Source organism: Methylomonas sp. Kb3 (assembly GCF_002834115.1).
Classification (GTDB): Bacteria; Pseudomonadota; Gammaproteobacteria; order Methylococcales; family Methylomonadaceae; genus Methylomonas; species Methylomonas defluvii.
The window spans coordinates 55162-80634 of the sequence record NZ_PIZT01000007.1; the positions used below are offsets into that span (position 1 = coordinate 55162).

At 52.6% G+C, this 25473-nt stretch carries 17 protein-coding genes and 3 tRNA genes; 16 read left to right on the forward strand and 4 right to left on the reverse strand.

The window, feature by feature from the left end; all coding sequences use genetic code 11:
- The first annotated feature begins 252 nt into the window (after window positions 1–252).
- Together CWO84_RS05665 and CWO84_RS05670 are read left to right on the forward strand one after the other, a co-directional pair.
- Complete coding sequence (locus tag CWO84_RS05665; protein WP_101052011.1) at window positions 253–2574, forward strand: CHASE domain-containing protein; 2322 nt, start codon at window positions 253–255, stop codon at window positions 2572–2574.
- Window positions 2575–2623: 49 nt separating this feature from the next.
- Window positions 2624–3358, forward strand: a complete 735-nt coding sequence (locus tag CWO84_RS05670; RefSeq protein WP_033155888.1) for a TIGR00266 family protein — start codon at window positions 2624–2626, stop codon at window positions 3356–3358.
- A gap of 13 nt (window positions 3359–3371) precedes the next feature.
- On the opposite strand, the gene radC is transcribed toward CWO84_RS05670, so the two are convergent.
- The 4 genes from radC to CWO84_RS05690 all read right to left on the reverse strand — a co-directional run bounded on the left by radC (window position 3372) and on the right by CWO84_RS05690 (window position 9106).
- On the reverse strand, window positions 3372–4046 hold the full coding sequence (radC, locus tag CWO84_RS05675; RefSeq protein WP_033155889.1) for a DNA repair protein RadC: 675 nt from the start codon (window positions 4044–4046) through the stop codon (window positions 3372–3374).
- 234 nt (window positions 4047–4280) lie between these two features.
- On the reverse strand, window positions 4281–5636 hold the full coding sequence (locus tag CWO84_RS05680; RefSeq protein ID WP_051669768.1) for a Dyp-type peroxidase: 1356 nt from the start codon (window positions 5634–5636) through the stop codon (window positions 4281–4283).
- A gap of 13 nt (window positions 5637–5649) precedes the next feature.
- Entirely contained in the window at window positions 5650–6954 is a 1305-nt protein-coding gene (locus tag CWO84_RS05685) for a hypothetical protein (protein ID WP_051669770.1), read from the reverse strand.
- 40 nt (window positions 6955–6994) lie between these two features.
- Window positions 6995–9106: a cytochrome P450 gene (locus tag CWO84_RS05690; RefSeq protein WP_101052012.1), complete on the reverse strand. Its 2112-nt coding sequence runs from the start codon at window positions 9104–9106 to the stop codon at window positions 6995–6997.
- A 387-nt stretch (window positions 9107–9493) separates the two neighbouring features.
- On the opposite strand from CWO84_RS05690, the gene CWO84_RS05695 reads away from it, so the two are divergent.
- The 14 genes from CWO84_RS05695 to CWO84_RS05760 all read left to right on the forward strand — a co-directional run bounded on the left by CWO84_RS05695 (window position 9494) and on the right by CWO84_RS05760 (window position 25458).
- Window positions 9494–11110 (forward strand): alkaline phosphatase D family protein, encoded by a 1617-nt coding sequence (locus CWO84_RS05695; RefSeq protein ID WP_101052013.1) that lies wholly within the window; start codon window positions 9494–9496, stop codon window positions 11108–11110.
- Between the two features lie 84 nt (window positions 11111–11194).
- Complete coding sequence (locus CWO84_RS05700; RefSeq protein ID WP_240617971.1) at window positions 11195–12430, forward strand: glycerophosphodiester phosphodiesterase; 1236 nt, start codon at window positions 11195–11197, stop codon at window positions 12428–12430.
- Between the two features lie 446 nt (window positions 12431–12876).
- Window positions 12877–15114 (forward strand): DNA topoisomerase IV subunit A, encoded by a 2238-nt coding sequence (gene parC, locus CWO84_RS05705; protein ID WP_101052014.1) that lies wholly within the window; start codon window positions 12877–12879, stop codon window positions 15112–15114.
- 192 nt (window positions 15115–15306) lie between these two features.
- Window positions 15307–15383, forward strand: a tRNA-Pro gene (locus CWO84_RS05710).
- 6 nt (window positions 15384–15389) lie between these two features.
- Window positions 15390–15466: transfer RNA gene (locus CWO84_RS05715), tRNA-Arg, on the forward strand.
- A gap of 21 nt (window positions 15467–15487) precedes the next feature.
- Window positions 15488–15563, forward strand: a tRNA-His gene (locus tag CWO84_RS05720).
- A 1207-nt stretch (window positions 15564–16770) separates the two neighbouring features.
- A complete protein-coding gene (locus tag CWO84_RS05725) occupies window positions 16771–16980 on the forward strand; it encodes a hypothetical protein (RefSeq protein WP_101052015.1) in 210 nt (69 codons plus the stop codon).
- Window positions 16981–18574: 1594 nt separating this feature from the next.
- On the forward strand, window positions 18575–20095 hold the full coding sequence (locus tag CWO84_RS05730) for a radical SAM protein (RefSeq protein WP_101052016.1): 1521 nt from the start codon (window positions 18575–18577) through the stop codon (window positions 20093–20095).
- 4 nt (window positions 20096–20099) lie between these two features.
- Window positions 20100–21095, forward strand: a complete 996-nt coding sequence (locus CWO84_RS05735; RefSeq protein WP_101052017.1) for a kinase — start codon at window positions 20100–20102, stop codon at window positions 21093–21095.
- A gap of 94 nt (window positions 21096–21189) precedes the next feature.
- Entirely contained in the window at window positions 21190–22008 is an 819-nt protein-coding gene (locus tag CWO84_RS05740; RefSeq protein ID WP_101052018.1) for a transketolase, read from the forward strand.
- A complete protein-coding gene (locus tag CWO84_RS05745) occupies window positions 22005–22967 on the forward strand; it encodes a transketolase C-terminal domain-containing protein (protein ID WP_101052019.1) in 963 nt (320 codons plus the stop codon). The genes CWO84_RS05740 and CWO84_RS05745 overlap by 4 nt, the downstream gene beginning before the upstream one ends.
- A gap of 16 nt (window positions 22968–22983) precedes the next feature.
- Window positions 22984–24153 carry a DegT/DnrJ/EryC1/StrS aminotransferase family protein gene (locus tag CWO84_RS05750; RefSeq protein ID WP_205800346.1) on the forward strand — a complete coding sequence of 390 codons (1170 nt, stop codon included), beginning with the start codon at window positions 22984–22986 and terminating at the stop codon, window positions 24151–24153.
- Between the two features lie 10 nt (window positions 24154–24163).
- Window positions 24164–24883, forward strand: coding sequence for a sugar phosphate nucleotidyltransferase (locus tag CWO84_RS05755; RefSeq protein ID WP_205800347.1), 720 nt, complete (start codon window positions 24164–24166; stop codon window positions 24881–24883).
- A complete protein-coding gene (locus CWO84_RS05760) occupies window positions 24874–25458 on the forward strand; it encodes an SIS domain-containing protein (protein WP_033155984.1) in 585 nt (194 codons plus the stop codon). The genes CWO84_RS05755 and CWO84_RS05760 overlap by 10 nt, the downstream gene beginning before the upstream one ends.
- Window positions 25459–25473: the final 15 nt, after the last annotated feature.

The following is a 25473-nucleotide window of genomic DNA, read 5'->3' on the forward strand; positions in this document are numbered from 1 at the left end:
TCTCCCAGTCGTCACCCCTCGGCCTCTAATACTCTGCCCAAACCGCTGGCAAGTTAGAGAAACGCCGGGCCATGATTGAGCTATGCCGAAGCGCTCAAGGGATTATCTTCAAGCAGTGATTACCGAAGGTTTGATCCTGAAATTACGCCGGATACTAATCGCAACGACCACGCTATACTTTTAAGCCTAGATTGTGGCGCAAGCTTGGCCGACGGTCTGAAACGGAATATTCCGATATCAACAGGGGAAAGCATGACTACTAGCCCTGCTCCACAAAAGTTATTGGCGCGCTACCGGCATTACTATCCGGCTCTCCTGATTTTGCTGATTTCGCTGTCTGCCTTGTTTGTGGCTTGGCAAGATCTGAATTGGCGTTATCAGCAGCGTTTACAGGAATATTTCGATTTTGAAACCCAACGCCTTACCAGCGACATCAGCAAACGCATGGCTTTGCATGGCCAAACGCTACGCAGCGCCGCCGGCTTATTCGCCGCCAGCGACGAGGTTACCCGCGAGGACTGGCGTGCTTTTGTTGAAATGCTGGAGTTGGATCGCAGCCATCCGGGGGTGCAAGGCGTGGGCTATACGGTCTGGATTCCAGCCGGACAGCTTGAACAGCATATTGCCGATATTCGCCGCCAGGGCTTTCCTGACTATGTAGTTAATCCGTTAGAACCGCGCAGCGAATATTCCAGCATTATCTACTTGGAGCCGTTCAGCGGCCGCAATCTCCGCGCCTTTGGTTACGATATGTACTCTGAACCGATTCGGCGCAAAGCGATGGAGCGCGCGCGGGACAACGGCGAGTTGGCCTATACCGGTAAGTTGGTTCTAATCCAGGAAACCAAGGCCGATTTACAAGCCGGGATGTTGGCGTATTTTCCGGTGTATCGCAACGGCAGCATCCCACAAACCTTAGAGCAGCGCCGTTCCGCGCTACTGGGCTGGGTATACATTCCTTATCGCATGAATGACTTGCTGAAAGCTATCCTGGGACAGGATTTATTGGCCTTGCGCCTGGAAATTTTTGATCAGGACGATCTCAGTGCCGAGGGCCTGCTTTTCGATAGTCAGGCCAGCTTGGTGCCGGCAGCGTTTAAAACCGATGCCGGTGCCATGACTCGCATACAGCGCCTGGATTTGGGCGGACATTTTTGGACCTTGCGTTACAGTGCCATGCCAGCCTTCAGCAAGACCGCCAGGTTCGAGCCGCCCTGGGTTGAAGTATTGGCGTTGGTGCTGATCAGCTTTCTGCTGTTTTTTATTACCTGGGCCTATATCAATGCACGCCGAAACGCGGCGATTGCCCTGCAATTGACCGAGTCGTTACGGCAAAGCGAAAGCCGGTTCCGCAGCTTGTTCGAAAACTCGCCGGTGGCCTATCTGGCAATGGATAGGCAAGGTAATTTGTTGGATGTCAATCCGCAATTGTGTGCGCTGCTGGACTACGACATTGATGAACTGATAGGCCGCAAACTGTTTGAGTTCATTTCGCCGGAAACCGGACAGGATTTTCGGCTAAAACTGCACCTGCTGAATCACTACGGTTTGCTGGAATGCGAATTGTCGCTGCTGACAAAATTGGGTCATATGTTGACCGTGATTCTGGACGGCCGCTTGCAGGGCGATAAGGCCCGACCAGCCGTTATTCATTGCATTTTGACCAATATTACCGAGCGCAAGCGCGCCGAAGATAAATTGCAATTGGCGGCCCGGGTGTTTAGCGATGCGCATGAAGGCATCACCATCACCGATGCGGCCGGCAATATTATCGATGCCAACCCGACTTTTTGCGCGATAACCGGCTATGCCCGCGAGGAAGTGATCGGCCGCAATCATAGTATTTTGCAGTCGGGAAAACACGATGCGCAATTCTATAAAGACTTGTGGCAAACCCTGCAAACCGAGGGTTGCTGGCAAGGCGAGATATGGAATCGCAAGAAAAGCGGCGAGTTATATGTCGAATTGCTGACGATCTCGGCCATGCGCAACCGCACCGGCGAAATTCTGAATTATGTCGGTTTGTTTTCCGACATTACCCAAGCCAAACTTCAGCAGCAGGAACTGGAACGCTTGGCGCATCACGATCCGTTGACGCAATTGCCTAACCGTATCTTGTTCAACGATAGATTTTGTCAGGCCTTGGCGCGCTGTAAACGCGATAGTACCTTATTGGGCGTCGTGTATATGGATCTGGACGGGTTCAAACAGGTCAACGACCAGTTCGGCCACGAGGCTGGCGATACATTGCTGATCGAGGTGGCTAAGCGGATAAAGGCCAATTTGCGCGAGGACGACACGGTGTGCCGATTAGGCGGTGACGAATTTGCCTTATTGATGGGCGGTCTGGAATCCAAACCGCAGTGTGAGCAAGCCTTGCTGCGTGTTCATCAGGCGATTTCCCAGCCCTACTATATCGGCGGGCAAACCGCGAAAATTGGCGTCAGTAGCGGTATTACCTTATGTCCGCTGGATGTGGGTACGCCGGATTGCTTACTCAGTCACGCCGATCAGGCCATGTATCTTGCCAAACAGCAGGGCCGCGGCTGCTATGAATTTTTTCAGCCCGGTTGAGTCTGCTTAGCAAGCGTTTAATTTTTCAACTAAATAAGAGGAGATACCTATGCGTTGCCATCAAGTCGATTATCAGATTATCGGTCATGACATCCAAATGGTCGAAGTCGAGCTCGACCCCAAAGAAACCGTGATCGCCGAAGCGGGGGCGATGACGTATCTGGAGCAGGATATAGACTTCGAAGCCAAGATGGGCGACGGTTCCGGTGGGGTGATGGATAAGCTGTTTGGTATCGGCAAACGCATGCTCACCGGCGAGTCGGTATTTTTGACCCATTTCACCAATCACGGTGCGCAAAAACGCCGGGTGGCCTTTGCCGCGCCTTTTCCGGGCTCAATCGCGGCATTGAATATGGCTGAATTGGGTGAAGAAGTGATTTGCCAGAAATCGGCGTTTTTAGCGGCGGCTTACGGCACCCAAGTGGATATCGCTTTCAACAAACGTCTGGGTAGCGGCTTTTTCGGTGGCGAAGGTTTTATTCTGCAACGTCTGCGCGGTGACGGCATGGCCTTTATCCACGCCGGCGGCACGGTGATCCGTAAGGAATTGCGTAACGAAACCTTGCGTCTGGATACCGGCTGTCTGGTGGCGTTCAGCGGCGACATCGATTACAACATTGGCATGAGTGGCGGCTTGAAAAGCATGCTGTTCGGCGGTGAGGGCTTGTTTCTGGCGACGCTGACAGGCACCGGTTCGGTGTGGATCCAGAGCATGCCGTTTTCACGCTTGGCGGAGCGGGTGTTAAGCCAATATAAGCCAACTATCGGTCAAGATAGCCAGTAGCGGCGGTCAAGAGCTAAAGCAAGCCATGTTCGGCAAACGAAAAGGGCTGGCCGTCGCCGACGATGAAATGGTCCAGTACGCGGATGTCGAACAGGCCCAAGGCCTGTTTGAGTTTGTCGGTAATTTGCCGGTCGGCTTGGCTGGGTTCGTTGATGCCGGACGGATGATTGTGAGCAAATATGACCGCTGCCGCATGATGAAATAAGGCCCTTTTTGCCACTTCGCGCGGATAGACGCTGGCACCGTCGATGGTGCCGCGAAACAGCTCTTCCCATTGAATCACCCGATGCTGGTTGTCCAGAAACAGGCAGGCGAACACTTCGAAACTGTAGCTACGCAATTGGGCGCTGAGATAGGCGCGCGTGATGTCCGGGCTGGTCAAGGCGCTGCCGCGTTGCAATATCTCGGCGAAATGGCGGCGGGCCATTTCCAGTACGGCTTGTAATTGGGCGTATTTTGCATCGCCTAAACCGTTGCTCCGGCAAAAGCGTTGTTGATCGGCGCCGAGCAGCGCCTGCAAGGAGCCGTATTCGCTCAACAAATCGCGGGCCATATCCACCGCCGACTTGCCGGGTGTGCCGGTACGCAGAAAAATCGCCAGTAGCTCGGCGTCCGTCAGCGCGGTAGCGCCACGCTGCAAGAGTTTTTCACGGGGTCGCTCGTCTGTGGGCCAATTCTTGATGCTCATCAACTCCTCCCGGCCGTTAATAATTGATTTTAAGCATAGAAGAAGCAGAAGGAGTTTGCCATGAAGCAAACTGAAAAGATTAAATGGCTAATTGCGCCGAGACTTTAGGTGCGCTGCACGCAAAGTTAGCGATGAAGGGAATGTTTGCAAGGCGTTGGCATGCTTGCCGCAGCTTGGCGAAAGACTCCTTTCGCCAAGCGAATTCAATAGCAGAGCTTACTGCAAAATGCCCAATCAGGAACTAGCCAGCAAGCCCAGCGCACTCAAACTAGGTAAAAAGAAATAACTGCCGCCTCGTGTCGTCACAAATTGCTGAAATCCGCAAACCCGCCGCCGCAATGGTTCATCCTGAATCGTAAAGTTGCGATTTTCCACTACGCCGCTACCAATCAATGGATCGTCTTCGTCGTACAAACCGGCGAATTTCACGCTGTTGATCCAGGTGTGTTGCACAAATTCGAACTGGCGTTCGATATTGGCGTTTAAGCAGATGAACAAAAGACCGCGCTCTTTGCCGTCGTCTTTAGCCGGAGTTTCCAGGAAGTTGCCGTAGCTGCGGCCGCGGCGCAGGATGCGGTGGCGGTTGGCGACTTTCAAGGCTTCTTCTGCGGTGGCACCCAAGCCGACTGCTCTGGGATTGGCCCTACGAATGTGCGAACCCAGCGGACAGCCGGTGCCGTGCGGGTCTTTGGTGAAATTGAAGCTGTTATCAACCTTATTCGGATCGCTGTCCTGATTAGGCTCCACCACCGCGCCGCTTTTCCAGCGGCCGACGAATTTGGCGGCTAGATAATCGGCAGTGATACCTTGCCGCGCGGCTTCGTCCTCCATGAATTGCCAGAACGCGCCGACATCCTGTTTCAATTGCCGCAACACCAGATAAGTACCATTTTTACCGAACGCTTCACCGGCACTACCCAATTGCGGCATTTTGGTGAGTTTGCCGTCGTATTGGTTGGGATAACCCAGCAAAAACTCGCCGGTAGCGATTTCGCCGGTGCCGCTGGTGGTCGGGAAGCCGTCTACGACGGGGTCGGAAATGCCGTCGGCAAAACCGAAATGCTCCAAGGTAAAGCCGTTGGCGTCCTGTTTTTTCTCGCCGGCATCCAGGCGTTGCACGATGCTCAAGCCGGCGCCTTTAAAGGCTTTTTCATGATATTTCTGGCTGGCGTTGTGGATGGCGTCGTTTTTGGAGAACAGCATAAACAACAGGTCCACCCGTTTTTGGCCGCTGCCCCAATCCCAGGCGCTGGGATCGTTGATGCCGCGGTCGCCCAGCAGCGCGGAACGATGTTCGGAATCCATGCCTTCCCGGAAGGACAGTTCGAAGCTGTAAAGGCTGTCTTTATCCAGGTTGAGCTGTTCGAAACCGGAATAACTGATCGCCAGGTTGATACGGTTTTCAGTTTCATCGGTCGGTTTGTCCGCGCCATGGCTGATTTGGTTTTGATCGACCAGATTTTTCAGCCAAGGTTTCGTTTTGCCGGCATCGTCGATTTTTAACAGGTAATAACTACAGTGGGCCATATGTTTGTTATAGCCGCTAAATACGATGCCTTGTACGTCGTCTAATTTATCGATGGTGGTCATTGTGGGAGTCCTTTTATAAGCATCTCAGCCAAGCAGCCAGATTGGTCGTGGAAAACAAGCCTTCGTGTATCGCCCGGTTATTGGCGACATTTTTCACGGACAAATCGATGTAGGCGCTATACCAAACCAACTCGGCAAGCTGGCTGTTTCTGGCGAAATTTTTGAAGCGCTGCTCGTCGCGGGAGCCGCCGCGCAAGGCCAGCCATTGGGTATCCGGAAAGCCCCGGTCCTTGCCTAATTGCGTGTTGCTCCAAACGGCGGTCAAGCCGACGCTGGCGTGGTCGATGAATTCGCCCAGGTAGTTTTCCCAGCTACCGTCGTAATTGCTCATGAACAACAGGCGTTTATTGCCGGGCAGAATCACCCAGCGGGCAAAATGGATAGTGACGATGCCGCTGAGGTCGCCTTTGGTGGCCACCAGTTTGGCTACCAAATTGATGCCGGCCAGCACTATTTTCAGGGTGGTCAACCGAAACCAGCCGGGTTTGATTTCGATAACGCTGGTCAGATGGTTTTGTAATTGCCGGTCTTCCACGCGCTGGATGGCTTGCATCTGTTCGGAGACTGCCCAGGGTTTGTCGTCCTGCTTATCGCGCATTTCGTTCCAGCGCAACAGCACGGCGAATGCGACGCCGGCTATCAGCGCCAGTACCGCCAAAAACTCCACCAGCGGCCCGAATATCCCGAAAAAACCGCCTACCAATAAAATCCCCAGCGCTGCTAATAAGCCGTTGAAGATCATTTGTCCGGCGCTGTTTAAAAACGGTTGCGGGGTGGGTTTGTTGATGGCGCCTAGATGCTTGACGATGTCGGCGTGAATTTCGGCCGGTTGCTTGGCCGCCAGTTCCGCGCGATTGGCGTCGATATAGGCTTCGATGCGTTGACGGATTTGTTGTTGCTCGTAAATCGCATTACGGGTCTGGCCGGGGTGGGCGACGTAAAAGGCATTGGCGCCATAGTCGTTCTTTAACAAATACTCAGCCAGTTGGCTGGCGTTGTTGCTCGGATAGTCCTTGCAGCAGCTATAAACGGTATTCACAAACTCCGGATTGCCAGCAATCAGGTCGTTGATAAATTGCTTCACCTCGCCGTCGATATTGGCTTCAAACGCTAGCAGGGCGGGCTCGCCGGTATCGACCTCGGAGGGATGTTTGCCGGGAATGACGAAAAAAGTGCAATAGTGCAGCTGTTGATAATTGGAAAATTTAATCACCGGATTGTTTTTAATATCCGTGCCTATCGGCGCCAGATACGCTTCCAGCTTTTGCAGCTGGTCCGGCAATATTTCCGTGATAACGGTCATGGGGTTTTGTTGCATACACACGTCCTCTTGAAATTATTATCGTGCTGGTAAAAAGTTACCGATCAAAGCTCAGGACAAATTGATCGGGAAACGGTCCGTCGTACAAAATGCCGCTATTTATTTTTAAGTTGTTCAAACGTAGCAAACTGGCTACCAAAGTTGGAATCTGGATACGATTGATATATTCACCAAAACAGCGGTGCATGCCGTCGCCAAAATGCATATACCGATCCAACGCGCGATCGTCACGCACGCTGAAAGGCTCCGGCCAGGCGCTGTCGTCGAACATCGCCGAGGCGGTAAAGGCGAAGACTTCGGTGCCGGGCGGAATCTTCACGCCGGCAATCTCCGCGCCGTTTTTACAATGCCGGCGCATGGCCGCCGCCATGGTGTTGAAACGGAACACGTCGAAGCACAAATGCAATAGCTTGTCTTCGTCATCGACCACCTGTTTGGCACGTTGCAATACATCGGGCTTGCTAAGCAATTGCTCGACAATCAAGGTAGTAGCCATCGAGGTGGTATCCAAAGCACCAACAATCAAGCCGGAGATGTTGCGGCGGATACCGTCGTCGTCCAGATCGTGCTCGCCATCCATGCCCATTTTGATGAGACGCGATAGAAAATCTTCAAATTGCTCGCCTTGCTTGATGCGCTGCCGGCGTTCCGCGATCAGATTTAACAGGTACGGCCCCATTTCTTGGAAAGACTGCTCGGCGGTGATTTGTATGCTGCGCTGATTACTGAGATTTAAAAACAGGTCGTGAAACAGTGAGCGCATCCAACGCATCATCGTCACTTCGTCTGGTCCTGGCACGCCGAGGTAATCGCGTATAAAACGCCGCGCCACTGGTCGGGTTAATTGCGACACCATGTCGATGCGGCCTACCGGCAACGCAGCCTGAATCATGTCGTCGCAATGCTGGCGGACGATGCGACGGATCAATTGGTCTTCGCCTGGCTTGATGACCCGGCGTAGCGCGCCTTGCTCATTGCTGTAGGCTTCGGAACGATCCATCCCTAAAAAGAATGGCCCGTTCAGGCGTTGCATATTGGGTGCGTTGATCTCGGCAATCGTAAACTCGGTATCTCGAGCCAGCGTTTCGCGGACATCGCTGTCACGAGTCACCAAAGCGCGTTTGCCCAGGACCAGTACCGGTTTATGTTTTCGTAACAATCCGAATAGCCAACGTTGCAACGTGGCGCCGGTCAGCATCGCGACGCCACGCGCCAGGTAATAGCTGACGATATTTTGCGGGGTAGTGGACGTGGGGTGATGATCTAGGATGGGTGCCGGCGCGGGCCGGTGCTCGCGGTACATTTTCAAGGCGAGGGCGCCGGTGGGGGTGGCGGCCAATTGCTCGACAAAAGCCTGGTATGCGGCCGGTAATTCTGCTTTGCTAGGCTGTACGCCGCCGAATTGGGCCGGCAACAGCACTGGTGCAGACAGTGCTGCCAGGCAATAATCGGCGATGCTGGGCTGGTTGCCCAGCAAATAGCTTCTGCCATCGGCCAGCAGAGTGTCCAGCTCCGCAAAGATCGCTTCGATTTGTTGTTTGCAGGGGGCGATTTGTCCGGGATCGGCAGGTAGGGATTTTTCCATGGCTTGAGCCAATATTGGATAAGCGCGCTCGGCTAACCATTTTTGCCAGGCAGGCACCCGCTGCTGCCAGAACGACAGCACGGTTTCTTTGTGTGGCAGCAACATCGCATAGCCGTAATTGCGTGTCGCCAAGCCTAATTTGTCCACCAGCAAGGCCAGCAAGCGTTCGGTTTCCGCCTTGCCTTTCTCGTCGCGCGGATACAGCCGCAGTTCGGCGGGCAAACGGGCGTCGATGTATTGCAGCGATTCGTGCATGGTACATAAGGTTGCTTCGCTGGTGATCAGCACCGGCATGGCCTTAGCATCGGCTCCCGCCAACAAGAAGGCGGGTAAATGCAGCATCGGCACGCTACCTTCTTCCCGGTACGGCACCCCGCCGTAGTCGAGCATCCAACGTACTAATTCGCTGATATGGGATACTGGAATCGTCAATAAACGATTCAGTTGTTTGGACTTGGCTCCACGCCGCGTACTGCCGGGTTTGATCATGATTCCTTCCTCTTGCTTGCTATTGTTATAGTTATTAATGCTATAGCTGGCATACACCGATGACTGTTTAGTCATGTCGGCTTGAATGGCATGTTGGTATGCGCGCTAGGTAAAACAACTTGCCGGGCTGCTTACGTGTGCCGTTATTGGCAGCTAAGCAATTGTTAATCCACCCGTGAACCAAGCGCCGAGCTTTAACGGAGTATCAATAATAGACCAATCGTAACTAATTGAAATAAAAAGCGAAAGACAAAATGTTGCTTAGCAACAACCGTGCCTAAATGCGAAGCACGTCACAAAACGCGGTGGGTTGCGCCCGCGTGGTGCCTAGCAAACGGAAAGCTTCTCTGTCGCCGGAGTCGGCTGCAAATCTTCCGATTCTTTCTCTGCGGACCTTAATCAGATTGTCATTTGCTGCTGCCTATAATCCCGGCCTCTTCACAACGCTTAGGAGCAGTCGCAATGCAATTACTAAAACCCAGGCCGCCATTCTTAAAACCCGCCAAACTGGCATTGGCAATAGCCGGCTTGTCAGCGCTGAACGCGCCGGTATTTGCGGAAACCGTTGATGTGCCGCAAATGGAGCAAGGCATCCAGATCGGGGATTTAGCTCCGGGTCGGGCCATCGTTTGGAGCCGCGCGGATCGGCCGGCGCGGATGATGCTGCAATATGCTTATAACCCGCAGTTCAAGGACGCGATTAGTGTCCGTGGCCCGTATGCATCGGCAGAAACCGACTTTACCGCCCGCCAGGACTTGACTGGATTAGCGGATGGCAAAGGCGTGTATGTGAAAGTCTGGTTTGAAGATTTAACCAACGCTCGCGGCAAAAGCGCAGCGGAGGTTGGCCATTTCCATACTATCGGTAAGCGCGACGATATTCGTTTTGTTTGGGGCGGCGACACCGCTGGTCAAGGCTGGGGTATCAACGAGAGCTTTGGCGGTATGAAGATTTACGAAGCGATGCGCCAAGTCCAGCCGCAGTTTTTCATTCAAAGCGGCGACAACGTGTATTCGGACGGGCCTATTCCGGAGAGCAAACTGGCCGAGAACGGCCAGATTTGGACTAACTTGGTCACGCCGGAAGTGAGCAAAGTTGCGGAAACCTTGGACGAGTTCCGTGGCCGCTACAAATACAATCTGCTAGACGAAAACGTCCGCCGTTTCAATGCCGAAGTGCCGCAAATCTGGCAGTGGGACGATCATGAAGTGGTGAATAACTGGTCGGATTCCAAAGACCTAAGCGTCGATCCGCGCTACACCGAAAAGAATGTACCGACGTTGATTGCCCACGCCACCAAAGCCTTCTTGGAGTATGCGCCGTTGCGCCCGCACGACGCGGAAGAATCCGAGCGGATTTATCGCAAAATTTCCTACGGCAAACTATTGGACGTGTTCGTACTGGATATGCGCAGCTATCGCGGCCCTAACACCGCCAATCTGCAAACTCAAGAAAATGCCGAAACCGCCTTTCTCGGTGCCGAGCAAATGGCTTGGTTGCAGGACGAGTTGAAACACTCTAAAGCTACCTGGAAAGTCATCTCCGCCGACATGCCGATTGGTTTGAATATCGGCGACGGTAACACGGCTCAAGGCCAAGCGCGTTGGGAAGCTGTAGCAAACGGCAATGATGGGCCGGCGGCCGGGCGGGAACTGGAAATCGCTCGTTTGTTGAGTTTTATCAAGCATGAGCAAATCAACAACCTGGTTTGGCTGACTGCCGATGTTCATTATGCCGCCGCGCATTATTACGATCCTGCCAAAGCGGCATCCAAAGACTTCGCGCCGTTCTGGGAGTTCGTCGCCGGTCCGTTAAATGCTGGTTCCTTCGGGCCCAACAGCACCGACGGCACATTCGGTCCGCAAGTGGTTTTCTCGAAAGCGCCGCCAGCCGGCCAAGCCAATCTGTCGCCTTACGCCGGCCTGCAATTTTTTGGCGAAGTGAATATCGACAAAAAAAGCCGCGCTATGACGGTGGATTTTAAGGACATCGACGGCGCTGTGGTCTTCAGCAAAACCCTGGCGGCGGAAGCCGAACGTGAACGCGAGCACGATCATCACGATCGCGATCACGACTAAAGCCAAGTGGCCGGGACGGTATTTGCCGCCCGGCAATTTCTCTGGTTAAGCCATTTAACTTCAAGCAAAATAAGGACTCTATTCATGTTGAAACCCACGTTATTGACTATAGCCATGCTGGCTGCTATCGGTATCCAAAACAGTGCTCAGGCGCAGCCGCACAGTGAACATCACGAACACGCCAGTGCCGGCCCGCTGGTCATCGGCCATCGCGGCGCGTCCGGCTATCGTCCCGAACATACGCTGGCAGGCTATGCACTGGCGATTGAATTGGGTGCGGATTTTATCGAACCCGACCTGGTGCTGACCAAGGACGGCCAAATGATTGCCCGCCACGAACCGATGATAGGCGGCACCACCGATGTGGCCAATCATCCGGAGTTTGCTGATCGCAAAACCACCCGTATGGTCGATGGCTTTGCAGTGACCGATTGGTTTGCCAGCGACTTTAGCTTGAAAGAAATCAAAACCCTGCGCGCCATCCAAACCCGAGGAAGGGATAATTCATATGACGGCGAGTTTGAAATCCCGACCTTAAACGAAGTGATCGCGCTGGCCAAGCAGCAAAGCGAAAAGACCGGCCGCCGCATTGGTATCTACCCTGAAATCAAACATTCGACTTATCACGCCGAACTGCAGAATGCTAAGGGTAAGCCGCTGTTTGGCAAGCATTTCTTCGAAGACAAATTGTTGAAAAAACTGCATAAGGAATACGGCAACAGTGCTTGCGCACCGGTGTTTATCCAGTCTTTCGAAGTCAGCAATCTGCAATATTTAAGCCGTAAGACCGACATCAAATTGGTACAACTGATCGATGCGGACGACGTCAACGCGGACGGCTCAGTATCTCTGGTTGCACCTTACAAGCAGCCTTATGACTTTGTAGTAAAAGGCGATCAACGTACATTTGCCGATTTGCTCAGCAGCGACGGTCTGGATTTTGTTAAATCCTACGCGGATGCGATTGGTCCTTGGAAGCCGTATTTGGTAAAAACCGTAGCCGTCGATTTTGACCGCAATGGCGACGGCAAAATAAACATTAACGACAGGATTGTCGAAGGCAGTACCGGCGTAGTGGAAATGGCCCACGACAAAGGCTTGCTGGTGCACACCTGGACGTTCCGCAATGACGCCAGTGGCTACGGCTTTGCTGATCCGCAGCAGGAAATGACCTATTACTTTGATTTGGGTGTGGATGGCTTGTTTACCGACTTTGCCGACACCGGAGTTGCGGCCCGTGATGCCTCGGTGCACGGGGATGGCACGCAGGCTGGAGAATGTTGCGGATTGGAGTGGAGTCACCTAGGGCGTCATCGTTAGCGCTAGTCGATGATTATCATTATGTTCTGCAAGCTCCATGGCTTGCGGAGCATCGCCTTGGTGTTAGGCGAACAAGTGCCGGAACGAGTTGTACTTTAATTATTGTACGTTAGCGGCGAGCTTGTTCCGACGGATGGTGGTAGTCATTAGTTGGCCTAGCGTGCCGTGCCCGGGCATAACCTCTTCCCCGAAAGGTTAACTACGCATGGCAAAGCGTATATGATTTGGATAGCTGGCAAGTTTGTCGGTGTCACGTGATGCCGGCTTGGAGTGGCTAGAATTCTTGATCAGCACGCAACGAATTTGGCCTTCTCTGGGTTGATTCATCGAATCCACCCAGAGAAGGCCAATGTCCAGCACCCCATCATGCTACGACTGTGGTATTTTAGCCGCCCTCTATTTCGTCGCGGTTCGGCGGCTTTCAACACAGGATTACTCGCAAAACCATGGGTGTACAGGAAAACTTCGAACAACTCCCGCTAAAAGAATTCACCGAAAAAGCTTATCTGGATTATTCCATGTATGTAATTTTGGATCGGGCTTTACCGCACATCGGTGACGGCCTAAAGCCAGTACAGCGCCGTATCGTGTACGCGATGTCCGAGTTGGGACTAACGGCGTTGGCCAAATACAAAAAATCGGCCCGTACCGTCGGTGACGTGCTGGGTAAATACCATCCGCATGGCGATTCGGCTTGTTACGAAGCCATGGTGTTGATGGCTCAGGACTTTTCTTACCGTTATCCCTTGATTGATGGCCAGGGCAACTGGGGTTCGCCGGATGATCCAAAATCTTTTGCCGCCATGCGGTACACCGAGTCACGGCTGACCGCTTACGCGCAAACCTTGCTTAGCGAATTGGGGCAGGGCACGGTGGACTGGACCGACAATTTCGACGGCACCTTAAAAGAGCCCAGCCTCATGCCGGCCCGCTTGCCGAATGTGCTGCTGAACGGCACTATGGGTATCGCCGTGGGGATGGCAACCGATATTCCGCCGCATAATCTGCGCGAAGTCGCCAATGCCTGTCTGCAATTACTGGACGATCCGGAAACGCCACTCGAAAATTTGCTGACGCATATCAAAGGACCGGATTATCCAACGGATGCCGAGATAGTGACGGCTAGTGTCGATATTCAAAAAATGTATGCGACCGGCAACGGCTCGGTAAAGATGCGTGCCAAATACGAGCTGGAAGATGGCAATATCGTCATCACGGCTTTGCCGCACCAGGTGTCCGGTGCCAAGTTGCTGGAGCAAATTGCCGCGCAAATGCTGGCGAAAAAGTTGCCGATGATCGAGGATTTGCGCGACGAATCCGATCACGAAAATCCCACGCGCCTATTAGTGATTCCCAAGACCAAGCGCATCGATGTCGATGCGGTAATGTCGCATTTATTCGCCACCACTGACCTGGAAAAGAATTATCGGGTCAATATGAATATGATCGGCTTGAACGGTAAGCCGCAGGTCAAAAATCTACGGATGATTTTGACTGAATGGATCAGCTTTAGAACCGAAACTGTGCGTCGTCGTCTGCAATATCGTTTGGATAAAGTGCTGGCACGTTTGCATATTCTGGAAGGTTTGCTAATTGCCTATTTGAATATCGACGAAGTGATTGCGATTATTAGAAGCGAAGACCATCCTAAGCCGGTTCTGATGACGCGGTTTGGCCTCAGCGATCTGCAAGCGGAAGCGATCCTTGAGCTGAAATTGCGGCACTTGGCCAAGCTCGAGGAAATGAAGATTCGGGGCGAACAGGACGAATTGGAGCAGGAACGCCAGGCTTTGGAAAAAACCTTGGGCTCTGAACGCTTGTTGAATCGACTGATCCGCAAGGAAATCGAACGCGATGCGGAAAAATACGGCGATGATCGGCGTTCACCCATCGTTGCGCGGGATGCGGCTCAGGCCCTGGATACCACTGAGCTTATCGCGAATGAACCGGTGACGATTATCTTGTCGCAAAAAGGCTGGATCAGGGCGGCCAAAGGCTATGACATAGAAGTCGAAAGTTTGAGCTATCGCGCCGGCGATGCGTATTTATCGTCAGCGAAAGGCCGGACCACGCAATCGGCGTATGTATTGGACTCCACGGGCCGAGTCTATACCATTACGACTCATGATTTGCCCTCTGCGCGAAGTCAGGGTGAGCCGCTGACCGGTCGGCTTAATCCGCCGCCAGGTAGTTTGTTTACCGATGTATTTACTGGGCAAGCCGACGATTGGCTATTGATTGCCAGTAATGCCGGTTACGGTTTTCGAGTGCAGCTAAAAGAGCTGCAAAGTAAAAATAAAGCTGGGAAGGCGTTGTTGAGCTTGCCAACTGGCGCCAAAGTTTTAACGCCGGCGCCGATTCCAACTGGTCACGACTTGCTGGCGGTTGCGACCTTGCAGGGTAGATTGTTGATATTTCCAGCGTTGGATCTGCCCGAGTTGGCGAAAGGCAAGGGTAATAAACTAATTCAGATTCCTGGCGGAGACTTGGTTTCCGGTAAGGATGCTGTGGTCGCGGTAACGGCGTTGTCGGCGAGCAGCGAGTTGAAAATCGTCTCAGGCAAGCGGCATGTCACCCTGAAAGCCATGGATATTGCTCAATACACTGGCAATCGTGCGAATCGTGGCACAGCATTGCCGCGTGGTTTCCAAAAAGTGGATGGGTTGGAGTGTGTTGTTGCTTAATACTCTGCCGGTGCCGCACATATTATTGGGAGTTTAAAAGCTTTTTTGGGATTTTTTGTACCAACTATTTGAGGCTCAAAATCGGTTTATCAGATCAGTGTGAAAAAATCTGTTGACGTAAGCAATCAATGTCTTTATCATAGTCATCTTTCTGGAGCGCTTCTGCTCTTCGGGATAATAAGAAGGTCAATTCGGGGTATAGCGCAGTCTGGTAGCGCGTCTGCTTTGGGAGCAGAATGTCGGGAGTTCGAATCTCTCTACCCCGACCAAGATTTGCGCTTGTAGCTCAGCTGGATAGAGCATCGGCCTTCTAAGCCGAGGGTCGCAGGTTCGAGTCCTGCCAAGCGTGCCATCGCAAAAAATCATCATTATGGTGAGCGTAGCTCAGTTGGTAGAGTCCCGGATTGTGATTCCGGTTGTCGTGGGTTCGAGCCCCATCGTTCACCCCAATAAATTCAATAACTTATCATTCAAAGGCAGTTGCTGTGAGTGATAAAGTGTCAAAAGAAAGTCATCATTTACAATGATTGCTCTCTATTCCTGCGTCGCGTGCTTCGGCGACTAATGAAAAAAGACAACAAATGAGAACGGCTATTTCATGCGCTTATTATGCGCGTCTGGAATTTGAGGCCGTCAGGCGTGGTATGACCGGATTTTCCTTGGCTGCTGTTTTGCTGCAAAAGTCAAGCGATGAAAATTTCCCATTGAAGTCGTCTGGTTCTTAGTTTGAAATTAGCCTTCTTTTTCCGGGTTTTGAATTGGCGGGCGGCCAGTTCGAGCTAGACAAAGCCGAGGCTTGTTCTGTGGTCGAAAACTCCCAAGGGTACTACGCGCCCCGTTGACAGTCGCTGAGCAACATTGCCCGGCATACCATCATTCCGCCTCAGGAAAAAAATACGCTGTTTGCGCTGGGGGCGGTGTTTAGTGCGGTGCTGGTGACCGGTGCGGTGCTGAAGGTTTTGCAGTATATCTACAGGTGGACCTCTCTGTAAAAATCCCCGGCGTTCTTAAGGCGCGCGAATATCTGTAGGGATAGGGGGGGGCGGCCTCAGTAAGTGGTAGTGCAAGGGCTGTGTCGAGCACGATTGCCAACGAAACGGTCAGCAAGTGGCTCTGCGTCAATGCCGGGTTCGTGGAGGTTTTGGCGCACAGCAGCAAGGTGGAAAGTCCAGCGTTCCGAATAGAAATAGTCGCCGAAGACTTTCGGCGCCTCCCGCCCCGCCAATAACACCGATATGCTCAGCTATACCCAGACGATGTAAGCCGACGTCAGTCGTTGCGCAGAGGTGGGGCGGAGCGGGCCTACAGTGTCGTGTTTAAGCTATGGCACGGAGCTGGGCGCTAGGCTTCGATCTTGCCGTCCGCCATATTTGCCGTGCCGTCGATCAAACCGGCCCAGCTCTTCATGTTGGTGGCTGGCTATCAGTATTGCCATGCGCCTGTGCGGGGCGCGAGTCAGCGCCAGGCGCTGCGGCTCCCCGTCGGAAGGCTTGATGCCTCGTTCGCCAATGGAGGTATTCAGGCCAAGCGATAGCTTTTCGATAAGTCAGGACAAGGCGGATCGCTCGAGCATGCTCCAGATTTCATCGTCGGTCGGTGCAGTGTTGCTCTAGAGCAGATTGTCGCGGAAGGTGCTGGCCTGAATCAGTATTTCCTTTGGAATATAAGCAATGCTTTTTCGCCACCCCGGAAGTGCAGCCAGTGCGCCTAGTCAATCCAAATGGTGCTGCTATTCGGTGCTTCAGCCTGATGAGTGAGTTGATCCGGGTGGTTTTGCTGGTGCCGGAAACGCAGGTGATGGTTGTGGTCTATTTGGCAGGTATTGCCAAGTGCTTGGCCGTCAACGCGAAGTGCGACTGGGGATGACTGAAAGTAGGATAATCAGGTCTTGTGGCTGTGCAGGCTCGTCGCGGGGAGGCGGAAAGTCTAGGTTTGCCATGCATCGCCAATAGGTTGTGCCGGGCCGAAAACGCTGGAAGCATGTGTGGCAATTGCTGTCGAGCGTCGGCGATTTCGGAAAAGTCGGGTAGCTTAGGGGGTATACGGCAATCATTACCAGCAAATGATCGGCGAAGTGTAATTGCAGCGAGTGACTTTCCCGGTCTCGGAACGGCATGGGTCTGCACCGCGATCGGCCAACAAAAAACACTATAGCGGTTTCGAAATCCCAGTTTGGCGTCAGGCTGGAAAGGAGGTTGTGAGTCGCTGTAAAATGCCTTCCGCGTCAAACACGCCCGATAAGGGGAGTGGTGGCATCGCAGCTTGCAATTCCGAGTCTGCCGACATAATGCTGAGCAATACAATGTGCCGGATTGTCGGCGGATCGAACGTAAAAACTCTCGTGGATAGGCGAGAAAATGCCAGTTGTCCTGGTTGGGGGCTTGATTGTTCGATGCCATTGTCGGGCATGATGGTACGCTGCGCCAATCGCTTACGTCATTCTGAAGCTAGGCACGATTTGCGTACTATGCTCGATCTCGCGAGCACGATGGCGTTTGGCTTTGGGGGTGTTGCATCAGCAGGCTGTTTTCACTAGTGAGATCCTCAGGTTATTGATAGCCTGAGTAAGGCCTCGAACAATTCGGTTAGAATGGATTTTAATACGGTCATTTTTTCTGTTTTAATCGCCAGAAGCCTTCGAACTTAAAACTGTCTCTTGCCGGGGTGTAGGTGGAAGCGGGCGAGATTGAGTTCATGTAGTCTAGGCTCGTTGTACAAATATGCTTGGTTAATTTTGACGATTCAAGGCTGATCGATCATGGTTGTATCTAGTGAAGTAAGTCATGGCTCTTATTAAATTGGTTGGCAACGTAGATTGCTTTTTTACAAAAAACATTTTAAGCTCTTAATAATGTGTGGAATAAATAAAATATTAAGAGATAAAGTATTTTGTATTTATTAGGCTTGGCTCATGGGGATTTTCTGGTCAAATACGTAACTTTTATCTTCATGATAATCGCCTTTTCAGCAGGCGGTTGAAATTATTTTCGACGTTGAGTATCCATAAGTATGGTTACTACAAAACATTGTCGACAAGTTATTGATTTTTTGTTGTCGATGAGTAAACTTTAATGATTAGGCTGTGTTTTGAGGGTGATTTTCTGACTGAATTGTGTTTTTAACGGGCCCTTAAATCAACTGGTGTCAGAAGTTAGTCAATGATGCTATTATTGACTTGATGTCGAACCGAATAATTAAATAGATTGAGTTATCAACTTTAAAGAGAAGCGGGTGGATGCACCGTAATACATAACGTTACGACCGCTTCGGCAGGTAGTGGAAAGGTGTTTTATCGTGTACAAGTCGGTCTTCCCTGAAAAGGCTTTTTTACAACGTTTAACAATTGATGCCGTAGAAATTGAAGCGCAATTACATAAGCAGAATTGCTTTAGATTATGTTTTTTCGGTTACCTAAATGAGTCGCAACAGACCTTAGTCTCACATAATAATTAAATACTAGATGGATGTATTGTTCATAAACCCCGATTCGTCTACTAAGGCTTATCAGGATCTCGCTAAAACCTATTCAGCTATCGAGCCCCCTACATGGGCACTTTTACTGGCGGAGTCATGCCGAAGCAAGGGATTTGATGTAGCCTTAATGGATTGCGACGCTGAGCGTTTGACGCTTGAACAATCGGTTCAGCGCATTGATGAGCTCAACCCCCGTTTGGTAGTGTTTGTTGTTTACGGGCAAAACCCCAATTCCGGAACAACCAGTATGATCGGCGCATTGGCCTTGGCTAGCGCGTTTAAGGATGCTGCTGGTAACCAAACGCCGATTGCCTTTGTTGGGTCGCATACGAGCGCTTTGCCTCTGGACGTTTTGGCTCATGAGTGCGTCGATATTGTGTTGCTCAACGAAGGTGTTTACGCATTGCACAACCTGTTGAAAGGCAATCTCAAGAGCGACTTGGCGCATGTCAAGGGCATCGGCTATAAACAAAGCTCTTCGGCTTTGCCCGTGCTCAACCCGCCTCAGTCCGTGGTGCCGCAGGAACGAATGGACGAAGACCTGCCGGGTTATGCCTGGGATTTGCTGCCTTACCGCGAAAAACCACTCGATCTTTATCGGGCGCATTTCTGGCATGCCGAGTTCAGCCACGACAAACGCACACCGTTCGCGGCTATTTACACCTCGCTAGGTTGCAATTTCGGTTGCGATTTCTGCATGATCAACATTGTCAATCGGTCCGATAACGGCGCCGGCATTGATGCCTCGCACTCCCGCGGCATGCGTTTCTGGTCGCCAGCCTGGGTAATTCGCGAAATGGAGAAACTGGCGACGCTTGGCGTTCGCACACTACGCATCAGCGACGAAATGTTCTTCCTCAATCGTAAGTATTACGAGCCGATACTGCAAAACGTGGTCGATAGAGGTTTCGACTTTAACATGTGGACTTATTCCCGCGTCGATACCGTCAGGCGTGATGCGCTCGATTTATTTAAACGCGCCGGCGTAAATTGGCTGGCGTTGGGCATCGAGGCGGGTAATCAAATGGTGCGCCAAGAAGTTTCCAAGGGGTCGTTCAAGGAAGTCAATATCCGTGACGTGTGCGACACGATTGGCGATGCCGGCATCAGCATTATCAGCAACTATATCTTCGGCTTCCCGGATGATACGCTGGAAACGATGCAGCAAACGCTCGATCTTGCCATCGAGCTCAATACCGAGATGGCCAACATGTATCCTTGTCAGGCCTTGCCGGGCAGTCCTATGTACCATATTGCCAAACGCAACGGCTGGAAACTGCCCGAGACTTACGAAGGCTTTGCCTTCCTGTCGTATGAATGCGAACCGTTGCCGACTAAGTATTTGCGTTCGGAGGATGTGTTGCGTTTCCGTGATCAGGCATGGCAAACCTACTTTTCAAATCCCGCTTATCTCGGGCTTGCCGAGCGCCGTTTTGGTGTGCAGGAGCGCAAGAATATCGAGGACATGGCTAGCATCCGCCTTAAGCGAAAATTGTTGGGAGATTGAGCACTTGATTATCACCAGAACCCCGTTCAGGACTTCGTTTTTTGGGGGGGGCACCGATTACCCGGGTTGGTATCGCGAGCATGGCGGCGCCGTGCTGTCGACCTCCATCGATAAATATTGCTACATCAGTTGCCGTCGCTTGCCGCCGTTTTTCGACCATAAGCACCGCATCGTCTATTCCTTGATCGAAAACGTCAAACATAACGACGAAATTCAACATCCCGCGGTGCGCGCGGTGCTTAACTGGGCAAATGTTGCAGAAGGCCTGGAAATTCATCACGATGGCGACCTGCCTGCTCGTTCCGGCTTGGGTTCCAGTTCGTCGTTTACCGTGGGCTTATTGAACGCCTTGCAAGCCTTGCAAGGGCGAATGACCAACAAGGATGAATTGGCTAGCGATGCGATTCACATCGAACAAAACTTGATTGGTGAGAATGTCGGCTCCCAGGATCAAGTGTCCGCGGCCTTCGGTGGCTTCAACCGGATTGAGTTTCATACCAATGATACCTTCGACGTTGCACCGTTGATTCTGCCGCAACAGCGCCAACAAGAGCTCCGTCAACATTTGATGCTGTGCTTTACCGGCTTCTCGCGTATCGCCTCCGAGGTCGCGAAGTCGAAAATCGACAATTTGAAAAATCGTGAAAAAGAGCTGAAGTTGATGCGGGCAATGGTTGACGAGGCTATTGCATTGTTGCAGGACGGCCGCGAACCCATCGAATCCTTTGGTAAGCTGTTGGATGCCAGTTGGCATTACAAACGTAGCTTGTCCGAACGGGTGTCCACCCCAGAGATCGACGAAATATACAATGCGGCCATGGACGCCGGCGCCATCGGCGGCAAAATTTTGGGAGCGGGTGGTGGTGGTTTCTTATTGTTGTTTGCTAAACCGGAGAAACAGGCCGTGATTCGCGAACGGCTCAACAATTTGATTCACGTGCCGTTCAATTTCGAAGACTCCGGCAGCCGAGTGGTTCTCTACCAACCCAACGGACTTTAATTGTGATGCACCAGTTTTTATGTCTTGGCCTTTATGCCGGGGTGGCCAACGGTTCGCCCCGTTCTAGAACCAACGCCGAAACGGAGGCGCTGCTTTGAATTCCCAACCCCTTGATTTACGCGCCAAGGCCCATTGGGTCTGGAGAGAGACGCTAGCGATCCACCGTCGCGCGCCCGAGACTCGGTTGGCTTCGTCGCTATCAGCCGTTGAAATTTTCGTCGCCTTGTATTACGGAGGCGTCTTGCGTTTCGATGCCTCTCAGCCATTGGCGGCGCATCGTGACCGTTGCGTGATCAGTAAGGGCCACGGTTCAATTTGCATGTATCCGATTTTGGCCGATCTCGGTTTTTTTTCCAAAGATGAATTGTTGCGAGTTTGCCATAGCGGCGGTTTTTTGGGCGGTATTCCCGATCCGGTGATTCCCGGTTATGAGACCGTCAACGGTTCGCTCGGTCATGGTCTGGGCGTAGCCACCGGTATGGCTCTGGGCTTGAAGCGGCTCGACAGTGATCGACAAGTGTTCGTTGTGTCGGGCGACGGCGAATTGCACGAAGGCGCCAATTGGGAGGCAGCGATGTTTGCCTCTCAGCACAGGCTCGACAATCTGAATCTCGTCATCGACGACAACGGTATCAGCATGCTCGGCTATACCGATGACATCGTCAGCCACCATTCGCTAAGCGAGCGCTTAACCGCGTTTGGCTGGGATTGCCGCCGAGTCGATGGTCACGATGTGTTGGCTGTGCAGGCTGGTTTGTTGGAGATGAAGGCGACGACGGCTGGTAAACCGAAAGCACTGATCGCCAAAACCTTGAAAGGTCGCGGTGTGCCGGGTTTGGAGAATGCGCCTTTGTCCCACATTCTTAATCCCAAGCCGGAATTAATTGACAGTCTACTGGAGCAATTGCCATGACGACCAAGCCGCTACCGATGCGCGACGTTCTGCTTGATCGGATTTGGCAAGCGATGGAGCAGGATGCAAAAATATTTTTCGTCAGTGCGGATTTTGGTTCGCCGATACTGGATAAAATACGCGCCGATTTCCCCTCCCGGTTTGTCAACGTCGGCATCGCCGAGCAAAATTTGATCAACGTGTCTGCTGGTCTCGCGCTCGAAGGGTTTACCGTGTTTGCTTACGCGATCGCGCCGTTCATAACCATGCGCTGTTACGAACAGATTCGTGTCAGCTTGGCATTGTTGTCGGAGGTGCGGCCGATTAACGTTAATTTGATCGGTGTCGGCGCCGGGTATAGTTACGTGGTTTCCGGGCCGACGCACCAGTGCTACGAAGACTTGACCCTTATGCGCGCGATGCCGAATTTTCAGGTGTTTTCCCCCGCAGACCATGTAACCGCTGGAGCATTGTTCGAGCGCTGCGTATCGGCTACCGGCCCCAAATATTTGCGCTTTGACGCTCAGGTATTGCCGGTAATCTACGAACAAACGGCACCGGATTTGCGATTGGGTTTTCACGTTCACCGTCGAGGGCGGCGCATATGTTTGCTGGCGACCGGCTACATGTTGCATACCGCGCTGAAGGTGGCGGCTCAGCAAGACCCCGAGCACGATGTCGGTGTCATCGATTTGGTGGACATTGCGCGTTTCGATGAGGATAGCTTAGCTGTCGAACTCGCTGGCTATCAAGGCTTGGTCAGTTTGGAAGAAGGCTTCAGTGGCCGCGGTGGGGTTGATGCCATGCTATTCGATTTTCTGGCTCGACGGAACCTGCCTTTGACGCTGCTCAATCTGGGGGTCAATGGCGGCTACCGTTTTGAACTGGGTACACGGGCCGAATTGCACGAACAAGTCGGCATAGGGCCGGAAGCCGTGCAACGGCGCGTTGCGGCCTTTATTCAATCACTTTCTCATTAACCGGGTATTCGACAACATGAAATTCCCCCTGATGCGCAACAACATTCTGCGCGAAGATCTCGACGCAGTGATCGAACATCTCAAACAAGACGATCCGATTTTGACTCATGGTGCGAACGTGCGCGCGTTCGAGGCCGAGTGGTCGGAGTGGCTGGGCGTGAAATACAGTGTTTTCCTGAATTCCGGTGCTTCGGCTAACCTGCTGACCATGGCGGTGTTGAAAATACGCCACCCCGAAGGCGGCGAAGTCATCGTGCCGCCGCTGGCCTGGGTATCCGATGTCGCATCGGTGTTGCAGAACGGCTTTACCCCGATATTTGCCGACATCAATCCGGCGACGCTGGCGATGGATACGCAACAAATTCTGAGTAAGATTACCGACAAAACTCGCGCCGTATTTCTGACTCACGTCCAAGGTTTCGATGGCCTGACCGACGAACTGGTCGCGGAACTCGAACGCCGCCACATTCCGTTGATCGAAGATGTCTGCGAATCGCACGGCGCCCGCCATAACGGTAAATTGCTGGGTAGTATCGGCTGGATTTCCAATTTTTCCTATTACTACGCCCACCACATGAGCACCATTGAGGGCGGCATGGTTTGCACCAACGACCCCGAGGTCTACCAGCAAGTGCGCATGTTGCGTTCGCACGGCATGGTGCGCGAGGCGACCGACAATGATTTGAAGGCACGCTACATCGACGACAATCCGCAGCTCAACCCGGATTTTATTTTTGCCTATCCGGCCTATAACACCCGTAATACCGAAATCGGCGGCATAATGGGCCGTAGCCAACTCAAACGCCTCGATATGATCGTACAACGGCGTACCGAAAATTTGCTGCGCTTTCTCGATAAAATTGATGCGTCCAAATACCGCACCGATTTCAAACTTGAGGGGTCGAGCAATTACGCTTTTAATCTGATCCTCAAAGAGGCCGACGATAATTTGGTTCAACGAGTGATGAAAAAAATGCGCGAATCCGGCATCGAATTCCGCCGAGGTAGCGCCGGCGGCGGCAACCAGATCCGTCAGCCGTATTTGCGCGGCATCGTGCCGGAAGGCCATCATCTGGAATATCCGAATACCGAACACGTTCATTTTTACGGTTTTTACATCGGCAATTTCCCCGACTTGAACTCTGCCGAAGTCGACGAACTGTGCGCGTTGCTCAACGCGGTTTGACGGCGACATCGTGACCACGGCAATTGTTCTGGCAGGCGGCTTGGGCACTCGTTTGCGTGACGCGGTACCCGATTTGCCGAAACCGATGGCCCCAATTAATGGTCGGCCGTTTCTCGAATTTTTATTCGAGTATTGGCGTACCCAGGGTGTGGAGCGTTTCATTCTATCGGTTGGCTACCGGTGCGATGCCATCATTGATTACTTCGGTGAGAATTATCGTGGTGCGATGATCGAATACGTGCTCGAACAAACTCCTCTGGGTACCGGTGGGGGGGGGCTGTTAGCCGCACGCAACATCTCGGCCGGCGAACGTTTTCTGTTGCTCAACGGCGATACTTTCTTCGCTGTGGATTTGGAGCAGTTAAAGTGTTTCGCACAACGTAACGACGCAGATTGCTGTTTTTCGTTGTTTCGTTCCAACGAAGAAGGCCGCTATATGGCGCTGGAAGTAGCGGACGACGGGCGCATCGAGTCCTTGCAGTCAGGTAAGGGCGGTATCGGCAGTTTGGCCAACGGCGGCGTGTACTGCCTGCGCCGTAGCGCATTGTTGGAAGAACAATTTACGCCAAACGCCAAATGGTCTCTCGAAGACGATATTTTTCCGGCGGCTTTGACGGCCGGTCGGCGTTTAACCGGTATCGAGTTTCCGGGCACTTTCATCGACATTGGCATTCCAGACGATTACGCACGCGCCGCGCAAGTGTTGAACCAGGAGGCGGCGTGGATATAGTTTCGCGCATCAGGATCAATGTTCAAGCCTCGATTGATGCCAAGATCAGTCTATTGGCGGATACCGAGGCTTTAACCGAATTCGGCGCAGCGGTGGAAGCCGTCATTGCCTGTTATCGCAACGGTGGCCGCATTTATATCGCCGGTAACGGCGGCTCGGCGGCCGATGCTCAGCATTTGGCGGCGGAGTTTGTCAGTAAACTGGCGCGGGAACGTGACGCCTTGCCCGCAGAAGCCCTGACTGTCGATAGTTCCATCCTGACCGCAATCGGCAACGACTACGGATTTGAACACGTATTTTCCAGGCAGCTGGCCGGTAAAGCCTGCGGCAACGACGTCTTTTTAGGTATCAGCACGTCGGGCCAGTCGCCGAACATCTTGCAAGCGCTGGCGCAATGCCGCGCTATGTCGATACCCAGCATTGTATTTTGCGGCCGCGATGGCGGCAAGGCGCGCGAACTTGCAATGTATGCAGTAGTCGTTCCGGGAACTGCGACCAGCACTATTCAGGAATTGCACATAGTTCTGGCGCATACGCTGTGCGAGTGCGTCGAAGCGGCAATCTTTGGCGAATGAATTTTTTCGAACCGA

Bases quoted from the DNA above. Each gene is read 5' to 3' on its own strand.
- CWO84_RS05665 (WP_101052011.1), top strand. From the start codon at position 253: ATGACTACTAGCCCTGCTCCACAAAAGTTATTGGCGCGCTACCGGCAT.
- CWO84_RS05670 (WP_033155888.1), top strand. From the start codon at position 2,624: ATGCGTTGCCATCAAGTCGATTATCAGATTATCGGTCATGACATCCAA.
- radC (WP_033155889.1), bottom strand. From the start codon at position 4,046: ATGAGCATCAAGAATTGGCCCACAGACGAGCGACCCCGTGAAAAACTC.
- CWO84_RS05680 (WP_051669768.1), bottom strand. From the start codon at position 5,636: ATGACCACCATCGATAAATTAGACGACGTACAAGGCATCGTATTTAGC.
- CWO84_RS05685 (WP_051669770.1), bottom strand. From the start codon at position 6,954: ATGCAACAAAACCCCATGACCGTTATCACGGAAATATTGCCGGACCAG.
- CWO84_RS05690 (WP_101052012.1), bottom strand. From the start codon at position 9,106: ATGACTAAACAGTCATCGGTGTATGCCAGCTATAGCATTAATAACTAT.
- CWO84_RS05695 (WP_101052013.1), top strand. From the start codon at position 9,494: ATGCAATTACTAAAACCCAGGCCGCCATTCTTAAAACCCGCCAAACTG.
- CWO84_RS05700 (WP_240617971.1), top strand. From the start codon at position 11,195: ATGTTGAAACCCACGTTATTGACTATAGCCATGCTGGCTGCTATCGGT.
- parC (WP_101052014.1), top strand. From the start codon at position 12,877: ATGGGTGTACAGGAAAACTTCGAACAACTCCCGCTAAAAGAATTCACC.
- CWO84_RS05730 (WP_101052016.1), top strand. From the start codon at position 18,575: ATGGATGTATTGTTCATAAACCCCGATTCGTCTACTAAGGCTTATCAG.
- CWO84_RS05745 (WP_101052019.1), top strand. From the start codon at position 22,005: ATGACGACCAAGCCGCTACCGATGCGCGACGTTCTGCTTGATCGGATT.
- CWO84_RS05750 (WP_205800346.1), top strand. From the start codon at position 22,984: ATGAAATTCCCCCTGATGCGCAACAACATTCTGCGCGAAGATCTCGAC.